Origin of the sequence: Enterococcus sp. DIV1307a, assembly GCF_050537425.1 — a bacterium.
Lineage (GTDB): Bacteria > Bacillota > Bacilli > Lactobacillales > Enterococcaceae > Enterococcus > Enterococcus faecalis.
The window spans coordinates 2,543,925-2,568,771 of the sequence record NZ_CP172914.1 but is presented as its reverse complement, the minus strand read 5'-3'; the positions used below and the strand labels follow the sequence as shown (position 1 = coordinate 2,568,771).

The 24,847-nt window shown below is 39.0% G+C and carries 22 protein-coding genes and 1 other annotated feature; of the genes, 18 read left to right on the top strand and 4 right to left on the bottom strand.

Features of this window, described 5'->3' with window-relative positions; all coding sequences use genetic code 11:
• The first annotated feature begins 135 nt into the window (after positions 1-135).
• From IGL90_RS12550 to IGL90_RS12505, 10 genes are all read left to right on the top strand, one after another.
• Complete coding sequence (locus tag IGL90_RS12550) at positions 136-1,083, top strand: ABC transporter permease (protein WP_048737629.1); 948 nt, start codon at positions 136-138, stop codon at positions 1,081-1,083.
• Complete coding sequence (locus IGL90_RS12545; RefSeq protein WP_002371665.1) at positions 1,080-2,045, top strand: iron chelate uptake ABC transporter family permease subunit; 966 nt, start codon at positions 1,080-1,082, stop codon at positions 2,043-2,045. Before IGL90_RS12550 ends, IGL90_RS12545 begins: the two co-directional genes overlap by 4 nt.
• Complete coding sequence (locus IGL90_RS12540; protein ID WP_002354962.1) at positions 2,042-2,797, top strand: ABC transporter ATP-binding protein; 756 nt, start codon at positions 2,042-2,044, stop codon at positions 2,795-2,797. The genes IGL90_RS12545 and IGL90_RS12540 overlap by 4 nt, the downstream gene beginning before the upstream one ends.
• Positions 2,798-2,835: 38 nt before the next feature.
• Entirely contained in the window at positions 2,836-3,789 is a 954-nt protein-coding gene (locus IGL90_RS12535; protein WP_002359060.1) for a siderophore ABC transporter substrate-binding protein, read from the top strand.
• A 147-nt stretch (positions 3,790-3,936) separates the two neighbouring features.
• Positions 3,937-4,182, top strand: a binding site (T-box leader).
• 49 nt (positions 4,183-4,231) lie between these two features.
• Complete coding sequence (locus IGL90_RS12530) at positions 4,232-5,875, top strand: peptide ABC transporter substrate-binding protein (RefSeq protein ID WP_048737631.1); 1,644 nt, start codon at positions 4,232-4,234, stop codon at positions 5,873-5,875.
• Positions 5,876-5,896: 21 nt separating this feature from the next.
• On the top strand, positions 5,897-7,117 hold the full coding sequence (gene pepT, locus IGL90_RS12525; RefSeq protein ID WP_048737633.1) for a peptidase T: 1,221 nt from the start codon (positions 5,897-5,899) through the stop codon (positions 7,115-7,117).
• Between the two features lie 85 nt (positions 7,118-7,202).
• Complete coding sequence (locus tag IGL90_RS12520) at positions 7,203-7,760, top strand: GNAT family N-acetyltransferase (RefSeq protein WP_048737635.1); 558 nt, start codon at positions 7,203-7,205, stop codon at positions 7,758-7,760.
• Between the two features lie 34 nt (positions 7,761-7,794).
• Entirely contained in the window at positions 7,795-8,406 is a 612-nt protein-coding gene (locus IGL90_RS12515; protein WP_010821902.1) for a YktB family protein, read from the top strand.
• Positions 8,407-8,762: 356 nt separating this feature from the next.
• Positions 8,763-9,125, top strand: coding sequence for an LPXTG cell wall anchor domain-containing protein (locus tag IGL90_RS12510; protein WP_104859342.1), 363 nt, complete (start codon positions 8,763-8,765; stop codon positions 9,123-9,125).
• Entirely contained in the window at positions 9,112-13,398 is a 4,287-nt protein-coding gene (locus IGL90_RS12505; protein WP_174078521.1) for a WxL domain-containing protein, read from the top strand. Before IGL90_RS12510 ends, IGL90_RS12505 begins: the two co-directional genes overlap by 14 nt.
• 68 nt (positions 13,399-13,466) lie before the next feature.
• Here the strand turns inward: IGL90_RS12505 and lepB are convergent, their stop codons facing one another.
• The 3 genes from lepB to rpsD all read right to left on the bottom strand — a co-directional run bounded on the left by lepB (position 13,467) and on the right by rpsD (position 15,384).
• Positions 13,467-14,003: a signal peptidase I gene (lepB, locus tag IGL90_RS12500; protein ID WP_010712890.1), complete on the bottom strand. Its 537-nt coding sequence runs from the start codon at positions 14,001-14,003 to the stop codon at positions 13,467-13,469.
• 61 nt (positions 14,004-14,064) lie between these two features.
• Positions 14,065-14,613, bottom strand: a complete 549-nt coding sequence (locus tag IGL90_RS12495) for a biotin transporter BioY (protein ID WP_002354975.1) — start codon at positions 14,611-14,613, stop codon at positions 14,065-14,067.
• Positions 14,614-14,772: 159 nt separating this feature from the next.
• Positions 14,773-15,384, bottom strand: coding sequence for a 30S ribosomal protein S4 (gene rpsD / locus IGL90_RS12490; RefSeq protein WP_002365342.1), 612 nt, complete (start codon positions 15,382-15,384; stop codon positions 14,773-14,775).
• A gap of 323 nt (positions 15,385-15,707) precedes the next feature.
• Here rpsD and IGL90_RS12485 point away from each other — a divergent pair, with 323 nt between their 5' ends.
• The 3 genes from IGL90_RS12485 to IGL90_RS12475 all read left to right on the top strand — a co-directional run bounded on the left by IGL90_RS12485 (position 15,708) and on the right by IGL90_RS12475 (position 18,022).
• The gene (locus tag IGL90_RS12485) at positions 15,708-16,511 is read left to right on the top strand and encodes a formate/nitrite transporter family protein (protein ID WP_002365340.1); all 804 of its coding nucleotides are present in this window, start codon (positions 15,708-15,710) and stop codon (positions 16,509-16,511) included.
• A 71-nt stretch (positions 16,512-16,582) separates the two neighbouring features.
• Positions 16,583-17,236 carry a DNA alkylation repair protein gene (locus IGL90_RS12480; protein WP_002354978.1) on the top strand — a complete coding sequence of 218 codons (654 nt, stop codon included), beginning with the start codon at positions 16,583-16,585 and terminating at the stop codon, positions 17,234-17,236.
• A 9-nt stretch (positions 17,237-17,245) separates the two neighbouring features.
• The gene (locus IGL90_RS12475) at positions 17,246-18,022 is read left to right on the top strand and encodes an HAD family hydrolase (RefSeq protein ID WP_002361040.1); all 777 of its coding nucleotides are present in this window, start codon (positions 17,246-17,248) and stop codon (positions 18,020-18,022) included.
• A gap of 45 nt (positions 18,023-18,067) precedes the next feature.
• Here the strand turns inward: IGL90_RS12475 and def are convergent, their stop codons facing one another.
• Positions 18,068-18,631, bottom strand: coding sequence for a peptide deformylase (gene def, locus IGL90_RS12470; protein ID WP_048737604.1), 564 nt, complete (start codon positions 18,629-18,631; stop codon positions 18,068-18,070).
• Positions 18,632-18,910: 279 nt separating this feature from the next.
• Between def and rpsO the strand changes: the two genes are divergently transcribed.
• From rpsO to IGL90_RS12445, 5 genes are all read left to right on the top strand, one after another.
• Entirely contained in the window at positions 18,911-19,180 is a 270-nt protein-coding gene (gene rpsO / locus IGL90_RS12465) for a 30S ribosomal protein S15 (protein WP_002354983.1), read from the top strand.
• A gap of 186 nt (positions 19,181-19,366) precedes the next feature.
• Positions 19,367-21,481 carry a polyribonucleotide nucleotidyltransferase gene (gene pnp / locus IGL90_RS12460; RefSeq protein ID WP_002367402.1) on the top strand — a complete coding sequence of 705 codons (2,115 nt, stop codon included), beginning with the start codon at positions 19,367-19,369 and terminating at the stop codon, positions 21,479-21,481.
• A 181-nt stretch (positions 21,482-21,662) separates the two neighbouring features.
• On the top strand, positions 21,663-22,523 hold the full coding sequence (gene mreC, locus IGL90_RS12455) for a rod shape-determining protein MreC (protein ID WP_430604655.1): 861 nt from the start codon (positions 21,663-21,665) through the stop codon (positions 22,521-22,523).
• On the top strand, positions 22,520-23,029 hold the full coding sequence (gene mreD, locus IGL90_RS12450; RefSeq protein WP_002354987.1) for a rod shape-determining protein MreD: 510 nt from the start codon (positions 22,520-22,522) through the stop codon (positions 23,027-23,029). Before mreC ends, mreD begins: the two co-directional genes overlap by 4 nt.
• 331 nt (positions 23,030-23,360) lie before the next feature.
• Complete coding sequence (locus IGL90_RS12445) at positions 23,361-24,782, top strand: CHAP domain-containing protein (RefSeq protein WP_025192717.1); 1,422 nt, start codon at positions 23,361-23,363, stop codon at positions 24,780-24,782.
• The last annotated feature ends 65 nt before the right edge of the window (positions 24,783-24,847 follow it).

The window sequence follows — 24,847 nt, the reverse complement described above, 5'->3', positions numbered from 1 at the left end:
ATAAGTCGTTGGTCAGTCGGCTTGAGAAGAAGTTTTTAATAAAGGAAAAAAAGTGGTTGCATTTGTGATGGTTTTCTCATACACTGTAACTAAGAATGAGAATCATTCTCAATTAAATAAAAATGGAGTTTTCTCATGAAAAAGATTGGTTTGTTTGTTCTACTATTACTTTTCAGCTTATTGTCATTAGTGATAGGGGTGAAGGACATTGCACTTTCTCAGTTGTTTCAATTAGATGCGCAGCAACAATTTGTTTTATTTACCACCCGTGTTCCCCGCACGTTGAGTTTAATCATTGCTGGTAGTACGATGAGTATTTCTGGATTGATTATGCAGCAACTCACACAAAATAAATTTGTCGCTCCTAGTGTCGCTGGAACAACCGATAGTGCAAGGTTGGGTATTTTAGTTGCAATGTTATTTTTCCCAACAGCTCCGTTTCTCTATCGAACGGCAATTGCTTTTATTTTTGCGCTAAGCGGGACCTTGTTATTCTTAGCGCTCATTCGATTATTACCAAGTAAGAATCAAGTGATGGTCCCTTTGGTGGGCGTGATGTTTGGTAACATTCTAGGTTCAATTGCCACATTTTTTGCCTATCAATACCAATTGGTTCAAAATATGTCTGCTTGGTTACAAGGAAATTTTTCCACAGTTATGAAAGGGAATTATGAATGGTTATTCTTAATGATTCCTTTGTGGTTTGTTATTTATTTATTTGCTTATCATTTCACTGTCGTTGGTATGGGTGAAGCATTTGCAAATAGTCTTGGCGTCCATTACCAGAGAATTCAGTTTTTAGGTTTGACGCTGGTTGCTTTAGCAAGTGCCATCGTTTTATTGATGGTGGGGAATATTCCGTTTTTAGGGGTTGTGATTCCCAATCTCGTGTCTTTACGTTATGGCGATCATATGAAAAATACCTTGTGGTTAACTGGGATTTGCGGGAGTTTGTTCTTGTTAATCTGTGATATTTTAGCACGAGTATTGATTGCCCCCTATGAAATTCCTGTCAGCGTGGTTGTCGGAATATTAGGGAGCATTTTGTTCATTTTATTATTACTAAGGGGGCGCAAACAATGAAACGGCCTTTAAAAAAATGGCTTTCATTACTTTTGCTTTTAGCTGCCGTAGTAATTGTGAGCCTTTGTTATTTAACTTATAACACGTATGGCAATTGGTCCTTTGCTTTGGCGTTACGAGGCAAAAAGTTATTGGCTTTTATTTTTGTTGGAATCGCTGCGGCTTTTTCAACTATTAGTTTTCAAACAGTCACGCAAAATCATTTCCTAACGCCAAACATTTTAGGGATGGATTCCTTGTACGTCTTTGTGCAGACGGTGTTATTTTTTCTTTTAGGAGGCGCACAAGCGTTAGGTCAAGTAAGTCTTGGGTCGTTTTTGATGAACGTCTTTTTAATGGTGTTTTTAAGTACTAGTTTATCGTATTTTCTATTACGCAAAAATCAATCCGACTTATTTTTATTATTGATGATTGGCATGATTTTAGGTACTTTTTTCAGTAGTATTAGTACGTTTTTACAAGTGATTATGGATCCTAACGAATACGACTTACTCCAAGGAAAGTTGTTTGCCAGTTTTGGTAACGTCAATAGTCAGTATCTCGTTTTCGTTGGTGTGGCGGTACTCATGATTTGTGGGATACTTTGGCGGGAAAGTTACCGTTTAGACGTTTTACATTTAGGGAACCATCAAGCACAGAATTTGGGGATTGCTGTGAATCAGTTTCAATTAGTGTTGTTGTGTTTGATCAGTAGTCTGGTCGGCTTATCAACAGCATTAGTGGGACCGATTACATTTTTAGGTTTTATCGTAGCCAATATGAGTTATCAATTTATGAAAACCTATCGCCACCGAGAACTGTTTGTGGCAGGAAGTTTAATAGCAGTCTTTTTACTGGTGTTTGGTCAATTGATGGTTGAACAGGTCTTTCATTTGAATACCCCGCTAAGTGTGGTGATTCAATTTGTTGGGGGCGTTTATTTTATATGGAAAATTATTGCAGAAAGGAAGCAACGCACATGATCCAGATGAGTGATGTATCAAAAAAATATGGCGATAAATTTGTCGTTTCAGACATTGATTTACCTATTTCTGAAGGCAAATTAACGGCCTTTATTGGACCAAATGGCGCTGGGAAAAGCACGCTGCTAGCCATGATGAGTCGCTTAATTCCCAAAGATACCGGGGAAATTTATCTGGACAAGCAAGAAGTAAAAACCTGGAAGCAATCAGCTTTTTCACAAAAAATTGCCCTTTTAAAACAAGCCAACGGTGTACAACTTAAATTAACTGTGCGAGAACTAGTCAATTTTGGCCGCTTTCCTTATTCCAAAGGTCGCTTAAAAAGCGCTGACCATGAAAAAGTAACAGAAGCACTGGAACAATTGGGCTTAACTGAAATGGCAGAAGAATACATTGATACCCTTTCTGGGGGCCAATTACAAAGGGCGTATATTGCCATGATTTTAGCCCAAGATACCGATTATATTTTATTGGATGAGCCCTTAAATAACCTCGACATGAATTATGCGGTTCAAATGATGCAGATTCTTAAACGCTTAGTAGATGAACTAGGAAAAACGATTCTGATTGTTCTACATGATATTAATTTTGCCGCAAGCTATGCAGATGAAATTGTCGCCATGAAAGGCGGAAAGCTCTATGCGCATGGCGCAACAGAAGAAGTTATTCAAACAAGTATTTTAAATGATCTTTATGAAATGAATATCCGGATTTGTGAAATTGAAGGAAAACGCTTTTGTCTTTATCACTAAATCGGGCAATTTAAAAATAACGTTTTTGGAGGAAAAGAATGAAAAAGAAATTTTTAGCAATGATGGCAGTTTCAATGATGGGACTGTTAATGTTAAGTGCTTGTCAAACAAATAAAAAAACAGCAGATTCTGCAACAACAGAAACAACAGCTAAAACGGAAGTCACAGTCAAAGACACCAATGGTCAATTAACCGTTCCCAAAAATCCTCAGAAAGTCGTTGTTTTTGACAATGGTTCCTTGGATACAATGGACGCACTAGGTGTCGGTGACCGCGTGGTAGGTGCGCCAACCAAAAATATCCCTGCGTATTTGAAAAAATACCAAAAAGTTGAATCAGCAGGCGGCATTAAAGAACCAGATTTAGAAAAAATCAATCAACTAAAACCAGACTTGATTATTATTTCTGGTCGTCAACAAGATTATCAAGAACAATTAAAAGCCATTGCGCCAACCATTTACTTAGCTGTAGATGCCAAAAATCCTTGGGCATCAACGAAACAAAATATCGAAACGTTAGGCACTATTTTTGATAAAGAAGAGGTAGCCAAAGAAAAAATAACTGGCTTAGAAAAAGAAATTGCTGACGTGAAAAAACAAGCAGAAGCTAGCGCGAATAATGCGCTTGTTGTGTTAGTTAACGAAGGTCAACTTTCCGCTTACGGAAAAGGCTCTCGTTTCGGTTTAATTCATGATACATTTGGCTTCAAAGCAGCAGACGATAAGATTGAAGCTTCCACTCATGGGCAAAGTGTTTCTTACGAATATGTTTTAGAAAAAAATCCTGGGATTCTCTTTGTGGTAGATCGCACCAAAGCAATTGGTGGCGACGATTCAAAAGATAACGTCGCTGCAAACGAATTGATTCAAAAAACCGATGCTGGTAAAAATGATAAAGTTATTATGCTTCAACCGGATGTTTGGTATCTAAGCGGTGGTGGATTAGAATCAATGCATTTGATGATAGAAGATGTTAAAAAAGGATTAGAGTAAAATTGTTTTAGAAAAGAGGGATTGAAACCTCTTTTCTTTTTTTGATGAAAAACAAAAAAGTTTTAAATTAAAAATGTGGTTGACGGCCTCGAAAATGTTTGCTAAACTATCCGTAAATCAGTATGATTGATGAAACAAATAAAAGAACAAAATGTGATGAGAAGGAAAGTACTTTTTAAAATAGCTTGCAGAGAGCCTCGTTTGGTGAGAAGAGGTAGTGACGTTAAAGGGGAAAATGGCCTTTGAACAGGTTGGTTGAAGCCGTTTGCTTAAACCAATTCAGGTGCGCCTGTTATAGCGCTACAGTATGATTGTACTGGAAACGAGCGGATCTTTTTTAGCGAAGAGATCAACAAAGGTGGTACCGCGATTGCATAAGCATTCGTCCTTTTTAGGACGAATGCTTTTTTTATTTGTTTAAAAAATATGAGGGGGCAACAACATGAAATTGGGGAAAAAAGTAGTAGGTTTGATTGCAACAGGGTTTCTTTTAGCCGCATGTGGCGGAACCAAAGAAGCGGCAGAGAAAGTAGATTCGGGAAATTTAGCAGCTGAACAAAAAATCAGTATTAGTTCACCTGCACCAATCTCAACATTGGATACAACACAAACAACAGATAAAAATACCTTTACAATGGCACAACATTTATTTGAAGGCCTTTATCGGTTTGATGATGATAGTGCCACGGTGCCAGCTCTAGCTAAAGATGTCAAGATTAGTGACGATGGGCGCAAGTACCACTTTACCTTGCGGGAGGGGATTAAGTGGAGCAACGGCGAGCCAATTACGGCCCAAGATTTTGTTTATTCTTGGAAAAAATTGGTGACACCAGCGACGATTGGACCGAATGCCTATTTACTAGACAGCGTTAAAAATAGTTTTGAAATACGCAACGGTGAAAAGTCAGTCGATGAATTAGGGATTTCAGCCCCTAATGACAAAGAATTCATTGTTGAATTAAAACAGGCCCAACCTTCCTTCTTAGCAGTCGTTTCGATTGCTTGGTTAGCGCCACAAAATCAAAAATTTGTCGAAGCGCAAGGTAAAGATTACGCCTTGGATAGTGAACATTTACTTTATAGCGGGCCATTTACGCTAGCCAATTGGGATGCGACTTCAGATACTTGGACATTGAAAAAAAATCCAGAATACTATGATGCGGATCAAGTGAAACTGGAAGAAGTTGCGGTTAGTACAGTCAAAGAAGATAATACTGGGATTAACTTATATCAAGCGAATGAACTAGACTTAGTTCGCATTAACGGACAATATGTTCAACAATATCAAGATGATCCAGGCTATGTCAGTCATCCAGATGTGGCCAACTACTTCTTAGATTTCAACAAAAAAGAAGGAACGCCATTAGCGAATGTTCATTTACGAAAAGCGATTGGCCAAGCAATTGATAAAGAAGCCTTAACACAAAGTGTCTTAAACGATGGGTCAAAACCCCTCAACGGATTAATTCCAAGTAAACTTTATGCGAATCCAGAAACAGATGAAGATTTCCGAGCTTACAGTGGCGAATATTTGAAAAATGATGTCAAAAAAGCCCAAGCAGAATGGACGAAAGCCCAAGCGGATGTCGGTAAAAAAGTGAAACTTTCATTGCTGGCGGCAGATACAGATCAAGGAAAACGAATTGCTGAATATGTTCAAAGTCAGTTGCAAGAAAATCTGCCAGGTTTAGAAATTACCATTTCGTCGCAACCAAGTAATAATGTGAACCAATCGCGACGTGAAAAAAATTATGAGTTGTCTCTTTCAGGATGGATTGCCGGCAGTAGTGAATTAGACTCTTACTTTAACTTATATGCAGGAGAATCAAGTTACAATTATGGCAATTATCATAATGCCAAATACGACCAATTGGTAGAAGATGCACGAACGATTAATGCCAATAATCCAGAGAAACAGTTTGCAGAATACAAAGAAGCGGAAGACATCTTGCTGAACCAAGATGCTGCCCAAGTACCGCTGTATCAAAGTGCCTCAAATTATCTAATCAATCCTAAATTGAAAGGCATTAGTTATCACTTGTATGGGGATTATTTCCACTTGCGCAATGCTTATTTAACAGAATGATTCAGGAAGAAGGAGTAAAAAATGGAAAAATTAGTCGAACGATTTTTAACTTACGTGAAAGTTAACACCCGTTCAGATGCCAACAGTCAAACCACACCGACGACGGTCGGGCAAGTGGTTTTAGCCAAAATGATTGAAACAGAACTTCATGAATTAGGTTTGGCCGATGTGCATTATAACGAACAAAACGGTTTTTTAACGGCACGGTTGCCTGGTAACCAACCTGCAGCGAAGAGCATCGGCTTGATTGCACATCTGGATACGGCGGATTTTTCAGCAGAAAATATCCGTCCCCAAGTCATCACTAATTATGATGGCCAAGATGTCCTCTTGAATCAAGAACAAGGCATCGTATTATCGGTTGCTGAATTTCCCAATTTAAAAGAGTATCAAGGGGAAACGTTGATTACTACAGACGGAACCACACTTTTAGGAGCAGATGACAAAGCGGGAATTGTCGAGATTTTAGCTGCTGTTGAGTATTTTTTGGCACATCCAGAAGTAGCGCGGGGGGATGTTTGGCTCGCCTTCGGTCCAGATGAAGAAATTGGACGCGGGGCCGATCAATTTGATGCACCGAACTTCCCAGTCGCTTTTGCGTATACGATCGACAGTGGCCGTGTGGGGCATTTCGAGTATGAAACGTTTAACGCCGCGCAAGCTGTGATAACAATTGAGGGAACCAGTGTCCATCCGGGAACGGCCTATGGTTCGTTAGTAAATGCCATTAAATTAGGCGAACAACTTGATCAATCACTACCGCAAAAGGAAGTACCAGAACAAACACGTGGAAATGAAGGATTTTATTTACTCAATAAATTTACAGGAAGTATTGAAAAAGCAGAACTTGTCTATATCATTCGGGATCATGATCGAGAAAACTTTCAAGCGAGAAAGCAATTTTTGGAAAAACAAATCCAACGTTTAAATGCGCTGGCGGATAAACCCAGACTAACAATTACTTTCCAAGACCAATACTATAATATGAAGGAAATCATCGAAAAAGATTGGACCCCTGTGGAATTAGCCGTCCAAGCAATGGAAAGTTGTGACATTGAACCAATTATCACACCTTTTCGTGGCGGGACAGATGGTTCTAAGATTTCTTTCATGGGCATTCCCACGCCTAATCTATTTACAGGAGGCGAAAATTTTCACGGGCAATATGAATTCATTACCGTTGAATCAATGGCCAAAGCTGTTCAAACGATCATTGCCATCATTCGCTTAAACGCTAATTAAAGAAACACGCGAGGAAAATGCCGATTTTCCTTGCGTGTTTCGCTGTTTTTCTGTAAAGTATGTAGAAAAGTAGGGAGTTTTGCTCATGAATTATCCATTGATTTTTGTAGAAAACCAACGAATTGAAACCGAACGCTTGATTTTAAGACCTGTCACATTAGCCGATGCAGAAGATATGTACGAATATGCTTCAGATGAGGAAACGACGCGTTTTGTGTTTCCTAAAAATGAAACCAAAGAAGAAACAAGAGCCAGTATTGCGAAATATTTTATGGGGGAACCTTTAGGAAAATATGGGATTGAAGTGAAAGAAACAGGTAAAATGATTGGCACGATTGATTTGCGGGTCAATGAAACCAATAATATTGGAGAATTAGGCTATGTCTTGAACCGTGCCTTTTGGGGCAAAGGCTACATGCCTGAAGCCGCGACGGCGTTAGTTGAACTGGGTTTTGCAAAAATGAAACTCATGAGAATCTTTGCTTTACATGATCAAGACAATCCAGCTTCTGGTCGTGTCATGGAGAAAATTGGTTTTACCTACGAAGGAACACTACCCAATGCTCGAATTAGTAAAGGAAAAATTGTCACAGATGTTTATCGTGGGATGACACTGGAAACATGGCAAAATCGACAAAAATAGAAGCGGAAGACAAGTTAAGAGAGGAATTAGAGAAATGTTGATGTTTACAGAAAAAGAATTCGCAGCCTTTGAAGTTGCTGGATTAGATGAACGAATGGCGGTTATCCGTGCGCAAATTCAACCGATTTTTCAAGAATTAGATACGTATTTTGCCGAACAACTAGCGCCTGAACTAGGAACGGAGTTGTTTGTCCATATTGCGCAACATCGCCGTCGCACCGTGTATCCACCAGAAAATACTTGGTCAGCACTTAGTCCGAATAAGCGCGGGTATAAAATGCAGCCGCATTTTCAATTAGGCATTTGGGGCGACTATGTGTTTATGTGGTTGTCATTCATTGATAATCCTAAAAATGAAAAGCAGATTGCGCAAGCCTTTTTAGAGAATCAGCAATTATTCCAAGCATTACCAGAAGATACGTATGTTTCCTTGGATCACACGGTTCCTCAAATTACTCCGCTGCCAGAAACGGATTTAGAAAAAGCCTTAACTCGTTTTAGAGATGTAAAAAAAGGTGAGTTTGAAATTGGGCGCATCATTCCCAAAGATAGTGCCTTGTGGCAAAACCCTGAAAAAGCACGCGCTTATATGTTGTCAACCTATCAACAACTCCTGCCATTGTATCAATTAGCTGTTGCCCAATAAGAGAAACAGACAGTTATTTTGTGTTTTAGTGTTATTTTATCGAATTATCCAATCGTCAAAAATGAGAAAAGCTCACAATGTTAGTTTTGAACACTAACATTGTGAGCTTTTATGGGGTTTGGCTAGTAAAAATTTAAGAAATTAAAGATGCTTTTTTTAAAAAAGGGGATAGTTTTTACTGTTTTCCCTTATTTCCTTTAAATAACGTAGCGTAAAAGACACGATATATAAGGAACTTGTTGAAATAAGGGTTATCAACTGGAAAAAACTGTTGTTTTGAAGAGTCTTTTTTTTGCTATTATAGAGCTATGAAAATAGGTTGTGAGAGATATTTAAATGCAAAAGGAGGTTTTTAAATGAAAAAAAAGCGTTATTTAATGATTGTGTGTCTACTATTTTCCCCTAGTTTTTTTATAAATGTTGAAGCGTCTGATGGTGGTTCTAGTTCGGTGGGGATTGAATTTTACCAAAATCCGACAACACCCGCTCCTAAAGATCCCCCACCGAAAACAGATGCGCCAGCTGCTGATCCCAAGGAACCAGCTGGTCCTCCGCAAGGAGATCAACGAAGTGGTGGTTCGACACAGACCACCACAACTGGCTCAACGCTCCCTCGTACAGGGAGCAAGAGTCAGGCAAATTTGAACATTCTCGGCTTCGCCTTAATCGGTTTGGCGGGAATCGTACATAGAAAGAGGGGACGACATGAAGCGAAATAAATGGCAACGTCTTGCAGCTATTGGCTTATGTAGTTCTTTGCTAGTGAATGCCTTTTCGGGCGTGACGGCAGTTGCGGAAACTGTGACGATTGAAAGTAGTCCGACCGCCGAAAGTAGTACCAAGGAAGAGACGCCAGCCAGTAGCGTGAAAGAAGAAACAACGAAAGCCAGTACGGAAAATAGCCAAGTAACGACTGACACAAGTCAGGAAGAAGTAGAGCAGACAGAAAAAACAGAAATCATTCAAGAAGAAAATATACTTGAACCATCCAGTGTTCAAGCGAAAATTATGCCTAGGGCATTTGTCTGGGCAGCTACAGGGACAACGAATAAAACTACGGTTTGTCTTAATGATGTAGTTGATTATCGGTTGAAATTTGAAAATATTACAACAGATGACACAAATTCAGATATTGTTGGTCCGATTCGAATTGAATCAAAATTGGCAGCAGGAATGACTAGACCCACTTCAGTTATTATTAAAGTTGGCCCCGAGGAACAAAATGTAGTTCTAGGGGAAGGCTCTCATAATGCCAATAGTGGTGGCGAATATTTTGTTTGGACAGAGTCCACTAGGACGGTCACTGCATTTATTAATCGTCTACACGGGAGAACTTCTGGAAATACTGGGTATATCAAAACGTTGTATTTTCAGACAAGAATTACTTCTGGTATACACAATGAAAAAAAATATATCGATTCCACGATTCGATTTAATGGTTTTGGTGCAGTCAATAGACGAAATGAAATGACATATGTGGATAAATTTGCTGGTAACTTAGGTTTAAAAGGGAGTTTAAAATTTTACGATGAGGATGGACAGTCTAGTAAGGAACAAATGAGCCTTTCCATGAATCCAGTACTATTTAAATCAACCAACTCTAAAGTTGAAGGAACACTGTTAAGATATCCTTTAACTATGACAAACGCTGGCAATGGACTTTATAGTTTTAATACAGGACTAAAAACTGTAGGCACTAGTAATGGGGGTTCGTGGCTTTTCTTTAGTAACGACATTGCGATTAATTTTGCTACAGCTACCACCAATAGAATTGATAAAATTGTGTTAACGCCGCCTAAAACAACATTTCCAGATAGCCGAACAGGTGTGATGACTTCCAGAGCATATACATCAACAACTTATACGAGAAGCAACTATGATATTTCAGCATATAACTTTACTAAAGCGACTGGTAAGACGTGGCGCATAACTAATCTTAATCCTCATAGCGGAGTAAGTACTAATATTATGTTTAGTGACAATCTTGTGGGAACAACAGGACAATTTAATGCAGGAAATAATAGTGCAACGATTACCTACTATATTTATTACAAAAAACTTTATGAGAATTTTGTTAATAGTAGTGGACAAAAAATCGCACCACCCCCGGGATTCACTCAGGGTAAGAAAACAGTTATAAATAGTGAAGCGTACACTTTCAAACAAGCAGGCACCTTACCAGACACCTACACAACAGGTGGTAAAACCTACAAGTTCAAAGGTTGGTACAAAGGTAAAACAAAGCCAAGTACCTTGACAACTACCAAAGCACCAAGCTATGCGGTGACGTATGATGGGAATGATGACTTGAATGTGGTGTATGAGGAAGTAGTCACCAAAACCTATACATTACCTAGCAAAGAAATTACTTTTGGCTATGTAGACGAAAAAGGTAATTTAATCAATCCTGCTAATTTCACATTGAAAGCAACGATGTCTGAAACAACGAAAAGTGGTACAACAACACCTTTTTCAACGATTACAGGAACCAATGTAACGACAACGAATCTTAAAAAATTAACGATTCCACAAAAAGTCTATACCTTACCAGAGTCTGTGGAAGGTACCACATATGGTACACGAAGTGTTACACATGAAATTCCGAAATACTATCGCACCATTTCAATCTCACCAACGGCAACTTATACAGGGGATAAAACGAAATATCCACTTGCGAATGAGGTCAGAAAAGATATTGTAAATCCAAGTACGGTTGTTAGTTCAAGTCCTGGTACAAATGCATATGAATTAGGTAAAACCAGTAATACATCATATAACACCAAACAATATTATTGGAACTGGGATACGACTGAGACACTTTATGCAATGGGTGTTTACTCTGGTAACGTAGGAGCGACTTACAATTTAGCTACCCCAGATAAAACTGTTTATTATTATTTAGAAAACCGCCGTGTTACCGAAAACTTCGTAGCCACAAGCGGTGCCAAAATCACACCGCCCACAGGTTTCACCCAAGGAAAACAAACGGTGATCACAAGTGATGATTATACGTTCAAACAAGCTGGCACCTTACCTGACACCTACAAAGTCGGCACAAAAACTTACAAGTTCAAAGGCTGGTACAAAGGCAAAACCAAACCAAGTGCCTTGACAACTACGAAAGCGCCAAGCTATGCAGTAACGTATGATGATAATGATGATTTAAATGTGGTGTATGAGGAAATGATTCCACAAGATACGTGGATTTACCCAGGTTTCTATGCAGAATTTGTCGATGAAAATAGTCAAGCATTCAATGAATCATTAACGTTTTCTGGTAACTATACTCAATTTTTAAGAAAAGCGGATAACACGATAAATCAAACGGGAACACGTACACCAATCGTTGGGACAAAAGATACTTCAAAAAACAACAAGTATAAAATAGGAACACAATCACGAGTCGCTATGCCTGCAAATTTTGATACGCAAGTCAGTGATATTTATAATCTTCGTGGCTACACAATTGATGATATCACCATCACGAATACGTTGAATTATGTCGATAAGATTGAAGCAACAACTACAGAAATTCCTGTAGCAAGGTATCCTATCGGTTATGTGGGAGTCAATCCTGTTTTCAATAATGGGGACCCTACTTTTTTAAATGCCGTAGATAAAGGCTTTAAAAAAGGAACAGATAATAAATTTGCTATGAAAACAACTTTTGGTGCAGGTAGTTCCAATACAACCTACCCTCGACTATTAAGAGTGGCGGTCTCTGATAATCCTCCAGAAAAGCAAATGGTATTAATTGGCTTTGATGGGACTTCTACTTATAAACAAACCATGAACTATAAAGTCACACGGAAACAAGTCACCGAAAACTTCGTTGATGCCAACGGTGCCAAGATTACTGCACCAACAGGCTTCACCCAAGGTAACCAAGTACCAATGAACAGTAACACCTTCAAGTACACAGCCGCAAAAGCTTTACCAGCGACTTATACTGCAGGTGGCAAAGTCTATACGTTCCAAGGGTGGTATAAAGGGAAAACCAAGCCAAGTACGTTGAACAAAACCACAACACCAACGTTTAATGCGACTTTTGATGGCAATGACGATATGACCGCCATGTATAAGGAAGAAATACCAACGGCTAGTGTCACATTAACTCGACCAAAAGAAGTGATCGATACGAATACCAATGTAATTTGGACAACGACGATCACGAATACTAGCAAAGCACCCTTACAAAATCTTACCTTGAAAAAAGGGCCCAATTGGTCAGCTGGTCTGACGATCCCGACCTTTATGGAAGTGACACCAGAAGGAGAAACGACAAAATCAATCCCAGTAAATAGTACACTTTGGACAGAGGGGGTTCCTTTACCAAATGCTGTTCCTATCGGCAAAAAAGTTTCAATTGCTTTCACAACTCGCGCAACAGGGAAACCAAACACTGTTTTGAAAGCAGAAGTTGTAGTATTTGGTGGTATTAAAGATAGTACAGTGGATAACTTCGTGAGAATTCGTCCAAATGATCAAGAAGTAGTCACACCAACGACCGAAGGCTTCATTAGTGTGCCAACCTTCGACTTCGGCCAAGTGGGCGTTGCAGGAACTAAGCAACAACACAACTTGAAACAAGCCGCGGATTACTACGGTAACGGCACACGGAATCCGTATCTGCGGATTAAGAAAACGCAACCGAATTGGAGCTTAACGGCGCAACTGTCGCAACCAAAATCAGCGACAGACAGCTTGCCTACAGCGACCCGCTTATTATTAGGGGCGGCGCATGTCTCTAGCTTCACCAATTACAATCAACCAACCGAGTTGAAAAATGCGGTCGGTACCACGAGTGCCATTAGCTTAACAGCCAACAACACGGCGACGAGTATTATTGCCAACCAGCAATTCACAGGTAGTAATGTTTACCAGTTGGACTTCACCTTCAATAATGTCAAACTTGAAGTGCCAGCAAATCAAGGTATTAAAGGGCAACAATACAAGGCCGCGGTTACGTGGAATCTTGTGACTGGACCTTAACAAGAATACGTGAATAAAAGCTAAACCGCCCTCAAAAAGTCTAACTTTTTGAGGGCGGTTTATTATTTTTATGGAAAGCCAATTTTATCTAACGGATAATAACGAAAAGTCAAAACACCTTCCACACTCTCTTGTTTAACAAAGCCAAAGTAACGACTGTCATCTGAGCGCGGGCGATTATCCCCCAAGACAAAATACATGCCTTCTGGAACGGTCAGGGATTGGGTGGCTTCTAAGGTCTCTAGCGTAAAATCTTGGGTATAATTTTCATTTTTAGAGACATTTCGTTTAGCACTTGCTAAGTAATCTTCACTGAGTGATACACCATTAATATAAAGGGTATCATCGCGATACTCGACTGTTTCGCCAGGTAAACCAATTAAACGTTTGGCTACTCGTTGGCCGTTGCGAGGACTAGGGAAAGCGATAATATCAAAGCGCTGTGGCTTTTTAATCGAGGTCACCCATAAACGGTCGTTGTTATGAAGTGTTGGTTCCATTGAAGAGCCGTTCACCGCAGCAGGGGAGAAAACATAGTGTCGAATCAGCAAGACAGCGACGACTAACAAAACCAACTGAACCAATCGTTTTAATAATGAGGACATGGACTTCACTCCTTTGTCCTTTTAGTGTACTACAGACAAGGAAAAGAAAAAAGTTTTCCCCTTAAGAAAGGTGTGCTAAAAAACGTTTCATAAAGCGTTGGCGAATTAAAATACCAACATAAGCAGCTGCGACAGCCTTGATGATACCAGGAATAATAAACGGAGCAAACCCGCCAGCGAAAGCGTTTGGCCACGGCAGATTTGCGGAATATTTCAACCAAATCATACCGAAAACTAAGGTAACTAAGGCGCCGGCAATATTTGCGATAATGGCCCAAGTATAGTTAAAGGTTGTTTTTTCTAAAATATAACCAGTTAATAAGCCGTTGAAGATAAACCCGATTAAATAGCCGCCAGTTGGTCCAAAGAGTACACCGAACCCGCTAGACATCCCAGCGTAAACGGGTAAACCAATTAATCCTAATAAGAAGTAAATTAAAATAGCGTAGGTCCCCGTTCGCTTACCCAAAACGGTAGCGGTTAAGCCGATGGCAAATGTTTGTCCGGTTAGTGGGACAATCCCCAATGGAATTGTAAATTGTGAAAGTACAGCAATAATCACAGCGAATTCTGCTGCTAAAATTAAAGAGCGTAACGATGCTTTATTCATAAGAAGCCTCACTTTCTATTGTTAACCAATTATTTTTGTTTGGTTAACAATAGTTTAGCGGAAGTAAACAATTTTGTAAAGAGGGCAAAGAAAAAAACCTTGCCAAGAAAGGCAAGGTTTTGAAAGAAGGTAAGAACCGCAGTTCGACCTTTTGAAATCTTAAAGTTTTTGGTTGTAGTATTCAACGACAAGTGCTTCGTCGATTTCTGGGTAAAGTTCATCACGTTCTGGTAAACGAGTGAAGCTACCTTCTAATTTTTCAGTGTCAAAGCTTACGAATGCTGGACGTCCAACAGTTGCTTCAACCGCTTCTTTAATTGTTGAGATGTTTTGAGATTTTTCACGAACACCGATCACTTGACCAACTTCAACGTGGTATGATGGAATATCAACACGTTTGCCGTCTACAGTGATGTGGCCATGGTTAACTAATTGACGTGCTTGACGACGAGTAGTTGCAAGACCTAAACGGTAAACAACGTTATCTAAGCGTTGTTCTAGTAAAACCATGAAGTTAACACCGTGTTTACCTTCTTTGATTTTGCTTGCTTTAATGAACAACGTACGGAATTGACGTTCGTTCATGCCATACATATGACGTAATTTTTGTTTTTCAGTTAATTGCATTCCGTATTCAGAAACTTTACCACGGCTGTTAGGTCCGTGTTGTCCTGGTTTGTAAGGGCGACGAGCTAGTTCTTTACCAGTACCTGATAAAGAGATACCTAGACGACGAGATACTTTCCATGATGGTCCAGTATAACGAGACATTAAAAATTCCTCCAATAAATAAATGTTTTTTTGGAGTAAAATAATTAGATGAAAAATTCATATTCGTTCAGTTCATTCTTCAACCTTCGCCTTTGCAGCCGCGGTTACGCAGTTGAACCAAGTTTGGCAATGAACTGTTGACGAGTTATTATTCTTCTGCTGCAATTATTTTACACAAAATCTAGTATACTTAATAGGATAGGAAACGTCAAGGTTTTAAAGTGAAATCTGAAAAAAAGGTAGACAAAAACACTTTTCCTCATTAGAATAAGGGGAGATGTTTTGAAAATATAAGTTGAAAACGGAATGAAAGGGAGTTTACAATGAAGTCTGGTTCACCATTGTTTGAACAAATTGATAAATCCATCGACAAGAAAGTGAATTTATTCTCAAACAGCTTTTCCCGCTACGCTGTTCGTGCAATGCTTGCTTGTCTATTTTTAACGTTGGGAACAGCCGTTGCTTTTGCAATCGCAATTAAAGGAGAAGGAATTTCTCATGGTTTAGGGAAAATGCTTTACGCCTTCATGTTCAGTTGGTCACTTGTGATGATTTTATATATGAATGCCGAACTTGGTACCTCGAATATGTTGTACATGACTGTTGGGGTCTATCGTAAAAAAGTCAACTTTTCCTTAGCTGCAAAAATTTTATTTACCTGTATCTTATTCAATTTAATTGGTGGCGTCTTGTTTGGCTTCTTGGTATCACTTACAGTACCGTTCCAAGATTTGCCAAAAGATAGTTTCTTCTTTACATCGATTGCTGGAAAATTAGAAAAAACCACCCTGCAAATTTTAGTTGAAGCTATGTTCGCCAATATTGTAGTTAATACAGCCGTATTAGTGAGTATGCGAATGAAAGATGATGCCGGCAAAGTCGCGGCCATTATTTTCATTATCTTTATCTTTGCGTTCCTTGGTTTTGAACACGTGATTGCCAACTTCCCAGCCTTCAGTTTAGCTTACTTTGCTTCGAACGGCGCAATTGAAGCTTTCACAGCTGGTAATGTTGTTCATAATCTGTTCTGGGCCTTTATCGGTAACTTTATCGGTGGTGGCTTAATTATGGGTCTCGGCTATGCCTGGTTAGATAAAGACAACAAAAACTTAACGTATTTTGATTAATTGACCAACCAACTATACTAAAACATGGTACACTGTTTTAGTATAGTTTTTTTATTATAAGGAGCGAAGGAATGGACACACTTCAATTTCAGAAGAACCCAGAAACAGCAGCAAAAATGTCTGCTTATATGAAACACCAATTTGTTTTTGCAGGCATCCCCGCCCCAGAACGTCAAGCGTTAAGTAAACAACTTTTAAAAGAAAGTCATACGTGGCCAAAGGAAAAATTATGCCAAGAGATTGAGGCTTATTATCAAAAAACAGAACGAGAATATCAGTATGTCGCTATTGATTTAGCCCTTCAAAATGTTCGGAGATTTTCATTAGAAGAGGTCGTAGCGTTTAAAGCCTATGTTCCACAAAAAGCGTGGTGGGATAGTGTGGATGCTTGGCGAAAATTTTTTGGGTCGTGGGTGGCGTTGCATCTGACTGAATTGCCAACGATTTTTGCCCTTTTTTATGGCGCTGAAAATTTCTGGAATCGGCGTGTTGCGCTGAATTTACAGTTGATGTTGAAAGAAAAGACCAATCAGGACCTGTTGAAAAAGGCGATTATTTATGATAGAACTACAGAGGAGTTCTTCATTCAAAAAGCGATTGGCTGGTCATTACGCCAATATAGTAAAACGAATCCGCAATGGGTCGAGGAATTGATGAAAGAATTAGTGTTGAGTCCTTTAGCACAACGAGAAGGCAGTAAATATTTAGCGAAAGCGAGCGAATAAGGAGAAATGATGGAAAGAAAACTTTTTGCATTTGATATTGATGGGACGTTGTTAAATTCGGAGAAGAAAGCATTGGATAGCACGAGAGAAGCGCTAGCAAAATTGCGGGAGCAAGGACACTTAGTTACGCTGGCAACTGGCAGAAGTCGTTATATGGCGCAAGAGGTGATTTGGGATTTAGATTTTACTAATTACGTATTATGCAATGGCGCCGCGGCTTTTGTGGATCATGAGCAATATTATCAAAATTTATTGCACGCTGAAGCGTTGGAACGTTTGGCACAAGACAGTGATCAACGCGGCTTAGGGTTTGCTTGTGTGGGCTTAGATGATATTAAGAAGAGCAACCAGCACCGTGCTGAAAAAATGGAAATTGCGATGAACTCTTTTCATTTTCATTCACCTGCTTATGATGAACACTTTTATCGTCAAAATGATATTTACCAAGCGCTGGCTTTTTATGACGCAGAAGATCAGTGTACGTTTGAAGAAGAATACCCAGAATTTCGCTTTATTCGCTGGCATCAACATAGCGTAGATGTTGTGCCTAAAGATGGCTCAAAATCAGCTACGTTAACGTATTTAGCTAAACGTGTGGGCATTGATGCAAAAAATATCATTGCCTTTGGGGATGGCGAAAATGACCGAGAAATGTTAAGTCATGCAGGAATTGGCGTTGCAATGGGCAATGCGAGTCCTTCCATTCAAAAAGTGGCTACGATGGTCACAGATACAAATGATAATGATGGGATTTGGAAAGCCTTAAAAGAAATGAAGGCCATTTAAAAAAACTGGGCCGTTTGTCTGAAAACAAACGGCCCAGTTTTTTTTTTATTCGATGACTAAAACGCCCTCTTTTAAAGCAAATGGATTTTCTTTGTTAATATGATCGTAGAACATAATGCCATTAATATGATCAATTTCATGTTGAACCACAATCGCTTCGTAGTTTTTTAAACGAACTTTGTGTTTTTCGCCAGCCATGTCAAAATAACTGACGGTAATTTTGTTATGGCGAACGACATATCCAGGCACATCCCGATCGACAGATAAACAGCCTTCCCCTTCACCTAAACAGACATCTTGCACAGAATGGCTCAAAATTTTAGGGTTGTACATCACCATACTTAATGAAGGCGTTTCGTTTTCTGGGTCGTTGCTAGGAACATGGACAGCAATAATTCGTTTAGAAATGTCTAATTGTGGTGCAGCTAAACCAACGCCACCACGTAATTGTAATTCTTCAGCTTTGACTGGATCTTGACTATTTTTTAAGAAAGTCAACATGTCTTCGCCTAATTGTCGGTCTTCCTCAGTGATAGGGACAGGCACTTCTTCTGCCACAGCACGAAGTGTGGGATTCCCTTCACGAATAATATCTTTCATTGTAATCATTCAATGGTTCCTCCTTTGAAACATAAAAAAATTCTTCTTTTATTTATTCATGCGCTGAAATAATCAGTTGTTTACCACCATTTAGTGTATCACAAAATCACCAAAAAAGGGGCTAGATTGTTTAAAAAAACTATCGAATAATAGAGATTAAGCTTGCATTTTAGCGGTGTTTCCTGTAAAGTAAGCTTGTGTGGAAACACACCATCTATCACTTGGTTTAGCGAGTCACCAACGCTTCACTCAGTGATCAGACGAATAATAGAGAAAGAGGTGGAACAAATGGCAATTTCACAAGAAAGAAAAAACGAAATCATTAAAGAATACGCACGTCATGAAGGAGATACTGGTTCTCCAGAAGTACAAATTGCTGTCTTAACTGAAGACATTAACCAATTGAACGAACATGCGCGTACACACAAAAAAGATCACCATTCTTACCGTGGTTTAATGAAAAAAATCGGTCACCGTCGTAACTTGTTAGCTTACTTACGTAAAACTGACATCCAACGTTACCGCGAATTGATCCAACGTTTAGGATTACGTCGTTAATCATTACGTATAAAGCGAGGTTCAATCAGAATCTCGCTTTTTATCTTATTGTCACTATTGAAGGTCCTCTTTGGAAAGTTTTTAGGAACTACTAACCAAATGAAAGAGCAGCAACGACTTGTTACTTTTTCATTTGTTTAGTAGCCGTCTGACTTTTCCAAAGAGCAAGAGTAAAGGAGAAGAATTATGACAGAAAAACAAGTCTTTAAAACAACTTGGGGCGGCCGCCCACTAGAAGTAGAAATCGGCCAATTAGCCAAACAAGCCAATGGAGCTGTCTTAGTACGTTACGGCGATACGGTCGTTTTAAGTGCTGCTGTTGCCTCTAAAGAAGCAAAAGATGTAGACTTTTTCCCATTAACTGTAAACTATGAAGAAAAAATGTATGCGGTAGGAAAAATTCCTGGCGGCTTCATTAAACGTGAAGGTCGTCCAAGTGAACGTGCGACATTAACCGCTCGTTTAATCGATCGTCCCATTCGTCCAATGTTCTCAGAAGGCTTCCGTAACGAAGTCCAAATCACAAACATCGTTATGAGTGTGGATCAAGATTGTACACCAGAAATGGCTGCAATGTTTGGGTCTTCCTTAGCGTTAGCAATTTCAGATATTCCGTTTGATGGACCAATTGCTGGTGTTGACGTTGGTCGTATTAATGGCGAATATGTCTTAAACCCAACGGTAGAACAAGCAGAACAAACAGATATTGAATTAACTGTTGCTGGAACAAAAGAAGCCATCAATATGGTTGAAAGTGGTGCCAAAGAAGTATCAGAAGAAGATATGTTAGGTGCCTTACTTTTCGGTTTTGATGCCATCAAAGAACTAGTGGCGTTCCAAGAAGAAATCGTTGCCGCTGTAGGTAAACCAAAAATGGACGTGGACTTATTACAAGTGGACGCTGATCTTAAAAAAGAAATTTTTGATGCGTACTACAATACAATGAAAACAGCCGTAATGACGGAAGAAAAATTAGCACGTGAAGTTGAAATTGACAAAGTAAAAGATACAGTCAAAGAAGTTTACGCTGAAAAATTTGCGGAACATGAAGAAGAAGCGCAATTACTAAAAGAAGTGAAACAAATTGCGGAAGATCTTGAAAAAGATGTCGTACGTGAGTTAATCACGATCGATAAGATTCGCCCGGATGGCCGTAAATTAGACGAAATTCGTCATTTATCATCAGAAGTAAGTATTTTACCACGTGTGCATGGTTCTGGCTTATTTACTCGGGGTCAAACACAAGCTTTATCCGTTTGTACATTAGCGCCTTTAGGGGAACATCAAATTATCGATGGGTTGGGTGTCCAAGATAGCAAACGTTTCATCCATCATTATAACTTCCCACAATTCTCTGTTGGTTCAACAGGACGCGCGGGCTCACCAGGTCGTCGTGAAATCGGTCACGGTGCGTTAGGTGAACGTGCCTTAGCACAAATTATTCCATCAGAAGAAGACTTCCCTTACACAATCCGCTTAGTAGCGGAAGTGTTAGAATCAAATGGTTCTTCTTCACAAGCAAGTATTTGCGCGGGAACATTAGCATTAATGGATGCGGGTGTGCCAATTAAAGCGCCAGTTGCAGGTATTGCAATGGGTCTTGTTAGTGATGGCGAAAACTACACAATCTTAACAGATATTCAAGGTTTAGAAGACCACCTTGGCGATATGGACTTTAAAGTAGCGGGAACGAAAGACGGAATCACTGCTTTACAAATGGACATCAAAATCCAAGGAATTACAGAACAAATTTTAACGGAAGCATTAGACCAAGCGAAGAAAGCACGGATGGAAATTCTAGAAGAATTAACAACAACGATTGCTGCCCCTCGTGAAGAATTAAGTCAATATGCACCGAAAATTGAAATGATTCAAATTAAACCAGCGAAAATTAAAGATGTCATTGGTAAAGGTGGCGAAACAATCAACAGCATCATTGATGAAACTGGTGTTAAGATTGATATCGATCAAGACGGTAACGTAAGTATTGCTTCATCAGATGCTGAAATGATTAAAAAAGCCATCAAGATTATTGAAGAATTAACCAAAGAAGTCGAAGTCGGTCAAGTTTACTTAGCAAAAGTTGTCCGCATTGAAAAATTTGGTGCATTTGTTAACCTAATTAAAGGCAAAGATGGCTTGATCCATATTTCTCAATTAGCAAACGAACGTGTGAACAACGTTGAAGATGTCGTGAAATTAGGCGACGAAGTCCTTGTCAAAGTAACTGAAATTGACAAACAAGGCCGTGTCAACGTGTCAAGAAAAGCATTATTAAACGAAGAAAACAAAGAAAAATAATTTCTTTTTAAACCAACGAAAACCAAGGAAGCTTCCTTTCTTTTCGTTGGTTTTTTCGTTGAAAACAAGCCCTAAAAAAGAAATGATAAAAAAAGCTAAAGACGATCGCCAACTCTTTTGTTTATAGTCAATTAGTGGTAAAATTAATACTATCAGTCTGAAGAATATCTGGGGTGTCTTTGTGAAAAAATTTAATCCAAATAAAAATATAATCATTACCTTAATTTTAGTCATTATTTTAGTAACCATTATTAGTTTAACTGCTGCGCAACGTTCTGAAAAAGGCAAAACCAATGTCGTTCAAGGTGGCGTCAATAATAGCGTTAGTATGGTGGACCGTGTGATTTCTTTTCCAGCTCGTGTGGTGGAAAACGGCTTGTCTTCAATGGGCAATTTAATTAACATGTTTAAAGAAAACGAACGTCTAAAAGAAAAAATTGATAGCTATAATGAATTAGCTGTCCAAAACAATAACTATAAACGCGAAATTGATAGTTTAAAACAAGAATTGAATCTGAACGAAACGTTGGCCAACTATGAAAAAGTAACTGCGAATGTCATTACGCGTTCGCCTGATACTTGGCAAGACTTATTAATTATCGATAAAGGAACCAATGACGGCATTGAAGCGGGCATGGCGGTCATGGCGCAAAAAGGGTTAGTGGGGCGTGTCATTGAAGTCAATGCAACGACTGCAAAAGTGGAACTACTAACGTCTAAAAATGTTAACTCGAACCATTTCCCTGTGCGAGTAACTTCCGCAAATGGCGAATCGTTTGGTTTACTTAAAAATTACGACAATAAGACGAATGCATTAATTGTGTCACAATTAACTGGCGATGCCACTCTAAAAGAAGGCGATGTCGTTCAGACTTCTGGCTTAGGTGGTAATTCCCCAGCCGATTTAGCGGTAGGGACAGTTATTAAAGTGAAACCAGATAGTTTTGGTTTAGATCGTGAAGTGTATGTGAAACCTTATGCGGATGTCTATGGTATCTCCGTTGTGACGGTCGTGAAAAGATCGGCAGGGGAAAGCGAATGATTCGGAAAGAGTATTTAAAATACGTCACACCTATTCTCTTGTTTTTCTTAATGTTAATTGATGCTCATTTAACAAAGTCTTTTGAAACGTGGACAAGTAATGTTTACTTCGCCAGTTCACATCTGTTATTACTTGCGTTTATGTTTGCCGTTCCTAATTTTTCTAAACGTTATTTATTAATTACTTCGTTAATTTTAGGCTTTATTTGCGATAGCTACTACATTGGCATTATCGGGATTTATACAGTCGCACTGACGCTTTCGGTTATGTTGATGTATACATTTAAAGAAGTAATTCAAACAAATTTACTAACTGGTTTTTTTGGGATCGTTATTTTTACCACGTTGTATGAACTGATTGCGGTACTGATTCAAGTGGCCTTTCATTTAGCGGATGTCAGCCCGATTTTATTTATTACGCGTGTGTTGGGCCCTACATTGCTATTGAACATGGTGTGGTATGTTATTTTATCTTATCCGCTGAAAAAACTGTTTTCCGTAAAATAAAAATTGAAAATTTTGTTCGTTTGCGAAAAATGCTCAGTTGTTAGCGTTTTTCGCTTTTTTTATTTTCTTTAAATAACAAAACGATGAGAAGCTTACCCTGGAGCCTTGAAGAAAGTTGTGAAAAAAGTGAAGCTTTTTTTTGTCATTTACAAGAAGAAAATTGAAATATTACTGTAACATCCATATTATCTCAGTGACATACAGCTATGCTACAATTGCTCTATCGTTGAAAAAGAGAAATTTATTCAAATTTTAATAAATAATAAAAAAGCTTAACAAAAAAGGATTTTCGGAGGACAACAGATTGAAGAAAAGTGTATTATCGGCTCTAATGGTATGTTCCATTACCTTAACAAGCGTAGCGTTGCCATCCGCAGCATTTGCAGATGAATACGATACAAAGATTCAACAACAAGATCAAAAAATTAATGCGTTAACTAGCCAAATGTCAGATGCAGAAGCAAAAGTTGCCGCGATTGAAAATGATATGGTTGAAACGGCCAAACAAATCGATACATTAACAGCTAAAAAGAACAAGCTATCATCAGAAGTATCTAAATTATATAGTGAAATTTCTGATTTGAATGTCCGTATTCAAAAACGTGAAGTACAAATGACAAAACAAGCACGCGATGTCCAAGTGAATGGTCAAAGTGATTCAATTATTGATGCTGTCTTAGATGCAGATTCAGTAGCAGATGCAATTGGTCGCGTTCAAGCGGTCTCAACAATGATGAGCGCCAACAATGAATTACTAGAACAACAAAAAGAAGACAAAGCGACTGTTGAAAAGAAAACAAAGAATGTTGAAAAACAAATTGCTGAATTAGAAGCAGCAACAAAAGAACTAAATGACAAAACAGAATCATTAAAAACATTGAAGATTCAACAAGAAGTGGCTAAAAATGATTTAGAAGCACAACGTTCTGAAGAACAAGGGAAAAAAGACGGCTTCATTAAACAGAAAAAAGAAGCGGAAAAACGTTTAGCAGAAGAACAAGCACGCCAACGTGCAGCTGCTAAAAAAGCAGAAGAACAAGCGGCAGCGCAAGCACAAGCCGCAGCACAAAAAGCGGCAGCAGAGCAAGCGAAAGCAACAAAAGCAGCCAATGAGGCAGCAGCATCTGCTGCTGAAGAAAAAGCCGCAACACCAGCAGTAGAATCATCAACAACTACTGAAAGTACCACAACGCAAGAAACAACAACTTCAAGTACTGAAACAGAAAGTGTTGTAACAACACCTGTGGCAGCAGCACCTGAAAAAGAAAAAGAAGTTCCTGTAACTAACCCAACGACTCCTGAAAAAGGTAATGAAGCAAAACCAGGGAATGGTGGCGTGACTTCAGGAAAACAAGCCGCAATTAATGCAGCTTTAGCAGATGTTGGTAATTCTTATGCAACAGGTTGGAATCAGCCAGGCGAATGTTTAGTTTCCGTTCGTCGCTGGTTAGCGGCAGGCGGTATTAACTTCGGTTATGGTGGTCCAAACAGTGGCTATGTTGCTTCTGGTGCAACACAAGTTAGCTGGAGTAACGTGCAACCAGGCGATGTTGTTCAATATGAAAGTGCCTATAGTCCAGATAGCTGGATTGGTGGCGTGCATACTGTCTTAGTTACAGGTGTAAGTGGTGGAAGTGTCCAAATCGTTGAAGCGAACAACCCAGGAGGTTCTGGTTATGTTTCTTCTAACTCTAACTGGTCACCAGCACCACCAGCAGGATTCCGCGCTGTTGTATGGCGTTTTCCAGGCTAAATAGTCATCTATTAATAATTGATAACAAGGAGTGGTAACTAACAAAAATCGTTAGTTGCCGCTTT

What these genes read in the sequence shown, in the direction of transcription:
- IGL90_RS12550 (WP_048737629.1), top strand. Translation starts at nt 136, where the DNA reads ATGAAAAAGATTGGTTTGTTTGTTCTACTATTACTTTTCAGCTTATTG.
- IGL90_RS12545 (WP_002371665.1), top strand. Translation starts at nt 1,080, where the DNA reads ATGAAACGGCCTTTAAAAAAATGGCTTTCATTACTTTTGCTTTTAGCT.
- IGL90_RS12540 (WP_002354962.1), top strand. Translation starts at nt 2,042, where the DNA reads ATGATCCAGATGAGTGATGTATCAAAAAAATATGGCGATAAATTTGTC.
- IGL90_RS12535 (WP_002359060.1), top strand. Translation starts at nt 2,836, where the DNA reads ATGAAAAAGAAATTTTTAGCAATGATGGCAGTTTCAATGATGGGACTG.
- IGL90_RS12530 (WP_048737631.1), top strand. Translation starts at nt 4,232, where the DNA reads ATGAAATTGGGGAAAAAAGTAGTAGGTTTGATTGCAACAGGGTTTCTT.
- pepT (WP_048737633.1), top strand. Translation starts at nt 5,897, where the DNA reads ATGGAAAAATTAGTCGAACGATTTTTAACTTACGTGAAAGTTAACACC.
- IGL90_RS12520 (WP_048737635.1), top strand. Translation starts at nt 7,203, where the DNA reads ATGAATTATCCATTGATTTTTGTAGAAAACCAACGAATTGAAACCGAA.
- IGL90_RS12515 (WP_010821902.1), top strand. Translation starts at nt 7,795, where the DNA reads ATGTTGATGTTTACAGAAAAAGAATTCGCAGCCTTTGAAGTTGCTGGA.
- IGL90_RS12510 (WP_104859342.1), top strand. Translation starts at nt 8,763, where the DNA reads ATGAAAAAAAAGCGTTATTTAATGATTGTGTGTCTACTATTTTCCCCT.
- IGL90_RS12505 (WP_174078521.1), top strand. Translation starts at nt 9,112, where the DNA reads ATGAAGCGAAATAAATGGCAACGTCTTGCAGCTATTGGCTTATGTAGT.
- lepB (WP_010712890.1), bottom strand. Translation starts at nt 14,003, where the DNA reads ATGTCCTCATTATTAAAACGATTGGTTCAGTTGGTTTTGTTAGTCGTC.
- IGL90_RS12495 (WP_002354975.1), bottom strand. Translation starts at nt 14,613, where the DNA reads ATGAATAAAGCATCGTTACGCTCTTTAATTTTAGCAGCAGAATTCGCT.
- rpsD (WP_002365342.1), bottom strand. Translation starts at nt 15,384, where the DNA reads ATGTCTCGTTATACTGGACCATCATGGAAAGTATCTCGTCGTCTAGGT.
- IGL90_RS12485 (WP_002365340.1), top strand. Translation starts at nt 15,708, where the DNA reads ATGAAGTCTGGTTCACCATTGTTTGAACAAATTGATAAATCCATCGAC.
- IGL90_RS12480 (WP_002354978.1), top strand. Translation starts at nt 16,583, where the DNA reads ATGGACACACTTCAATTTCAGAAGAACCCAGAAACAGCAGCAAAAATG.
- IGL90_RS12475 (WP_002361040.1), top strand. Translation starts at nt 17,246, where the DNA reads ATGGAAAGAAAACTTTTTGCATTTGATATTGATGGGACGTTGTTAAAT.
- def (WP_048737604.1), bottom strand. Translation starts at nt 18,631, where the DNA reads ATGATTACAATGAAAGATATTATTCGTGAAGGGAATCCCACACTTCGT.
- rpsO (WP_002354983.1), top strand. Translation starts at nt 18,911, where the DNA reads ATGGCAATTTCACAAGAAAGAAAAAACGAAATCATTAAAGAATACGCA.
- pnp (WP_002367402.1), top strand. Translation starts at nt 19,367, where the DNA reads ATGACAGAAAAACAAGTCTTTAAAACAACTTGGGGCGGCCGCCCACTA.
- mreD (WP_002354987.1), top strand. Translation starts at nt 22,520, where the DNA reads ATGATTCGGAAAGAGTATTTAAAATACGTCACACCTATTCTCTTGTTT.
- IGL90_RS12445 (WP_025192717.1), top strand. Translation starts at nt 23,361, where the DNA reads ATGGTATGTTCCATTACCTTAACAAGCGTAGCGTTGCCATCCGCAGCA.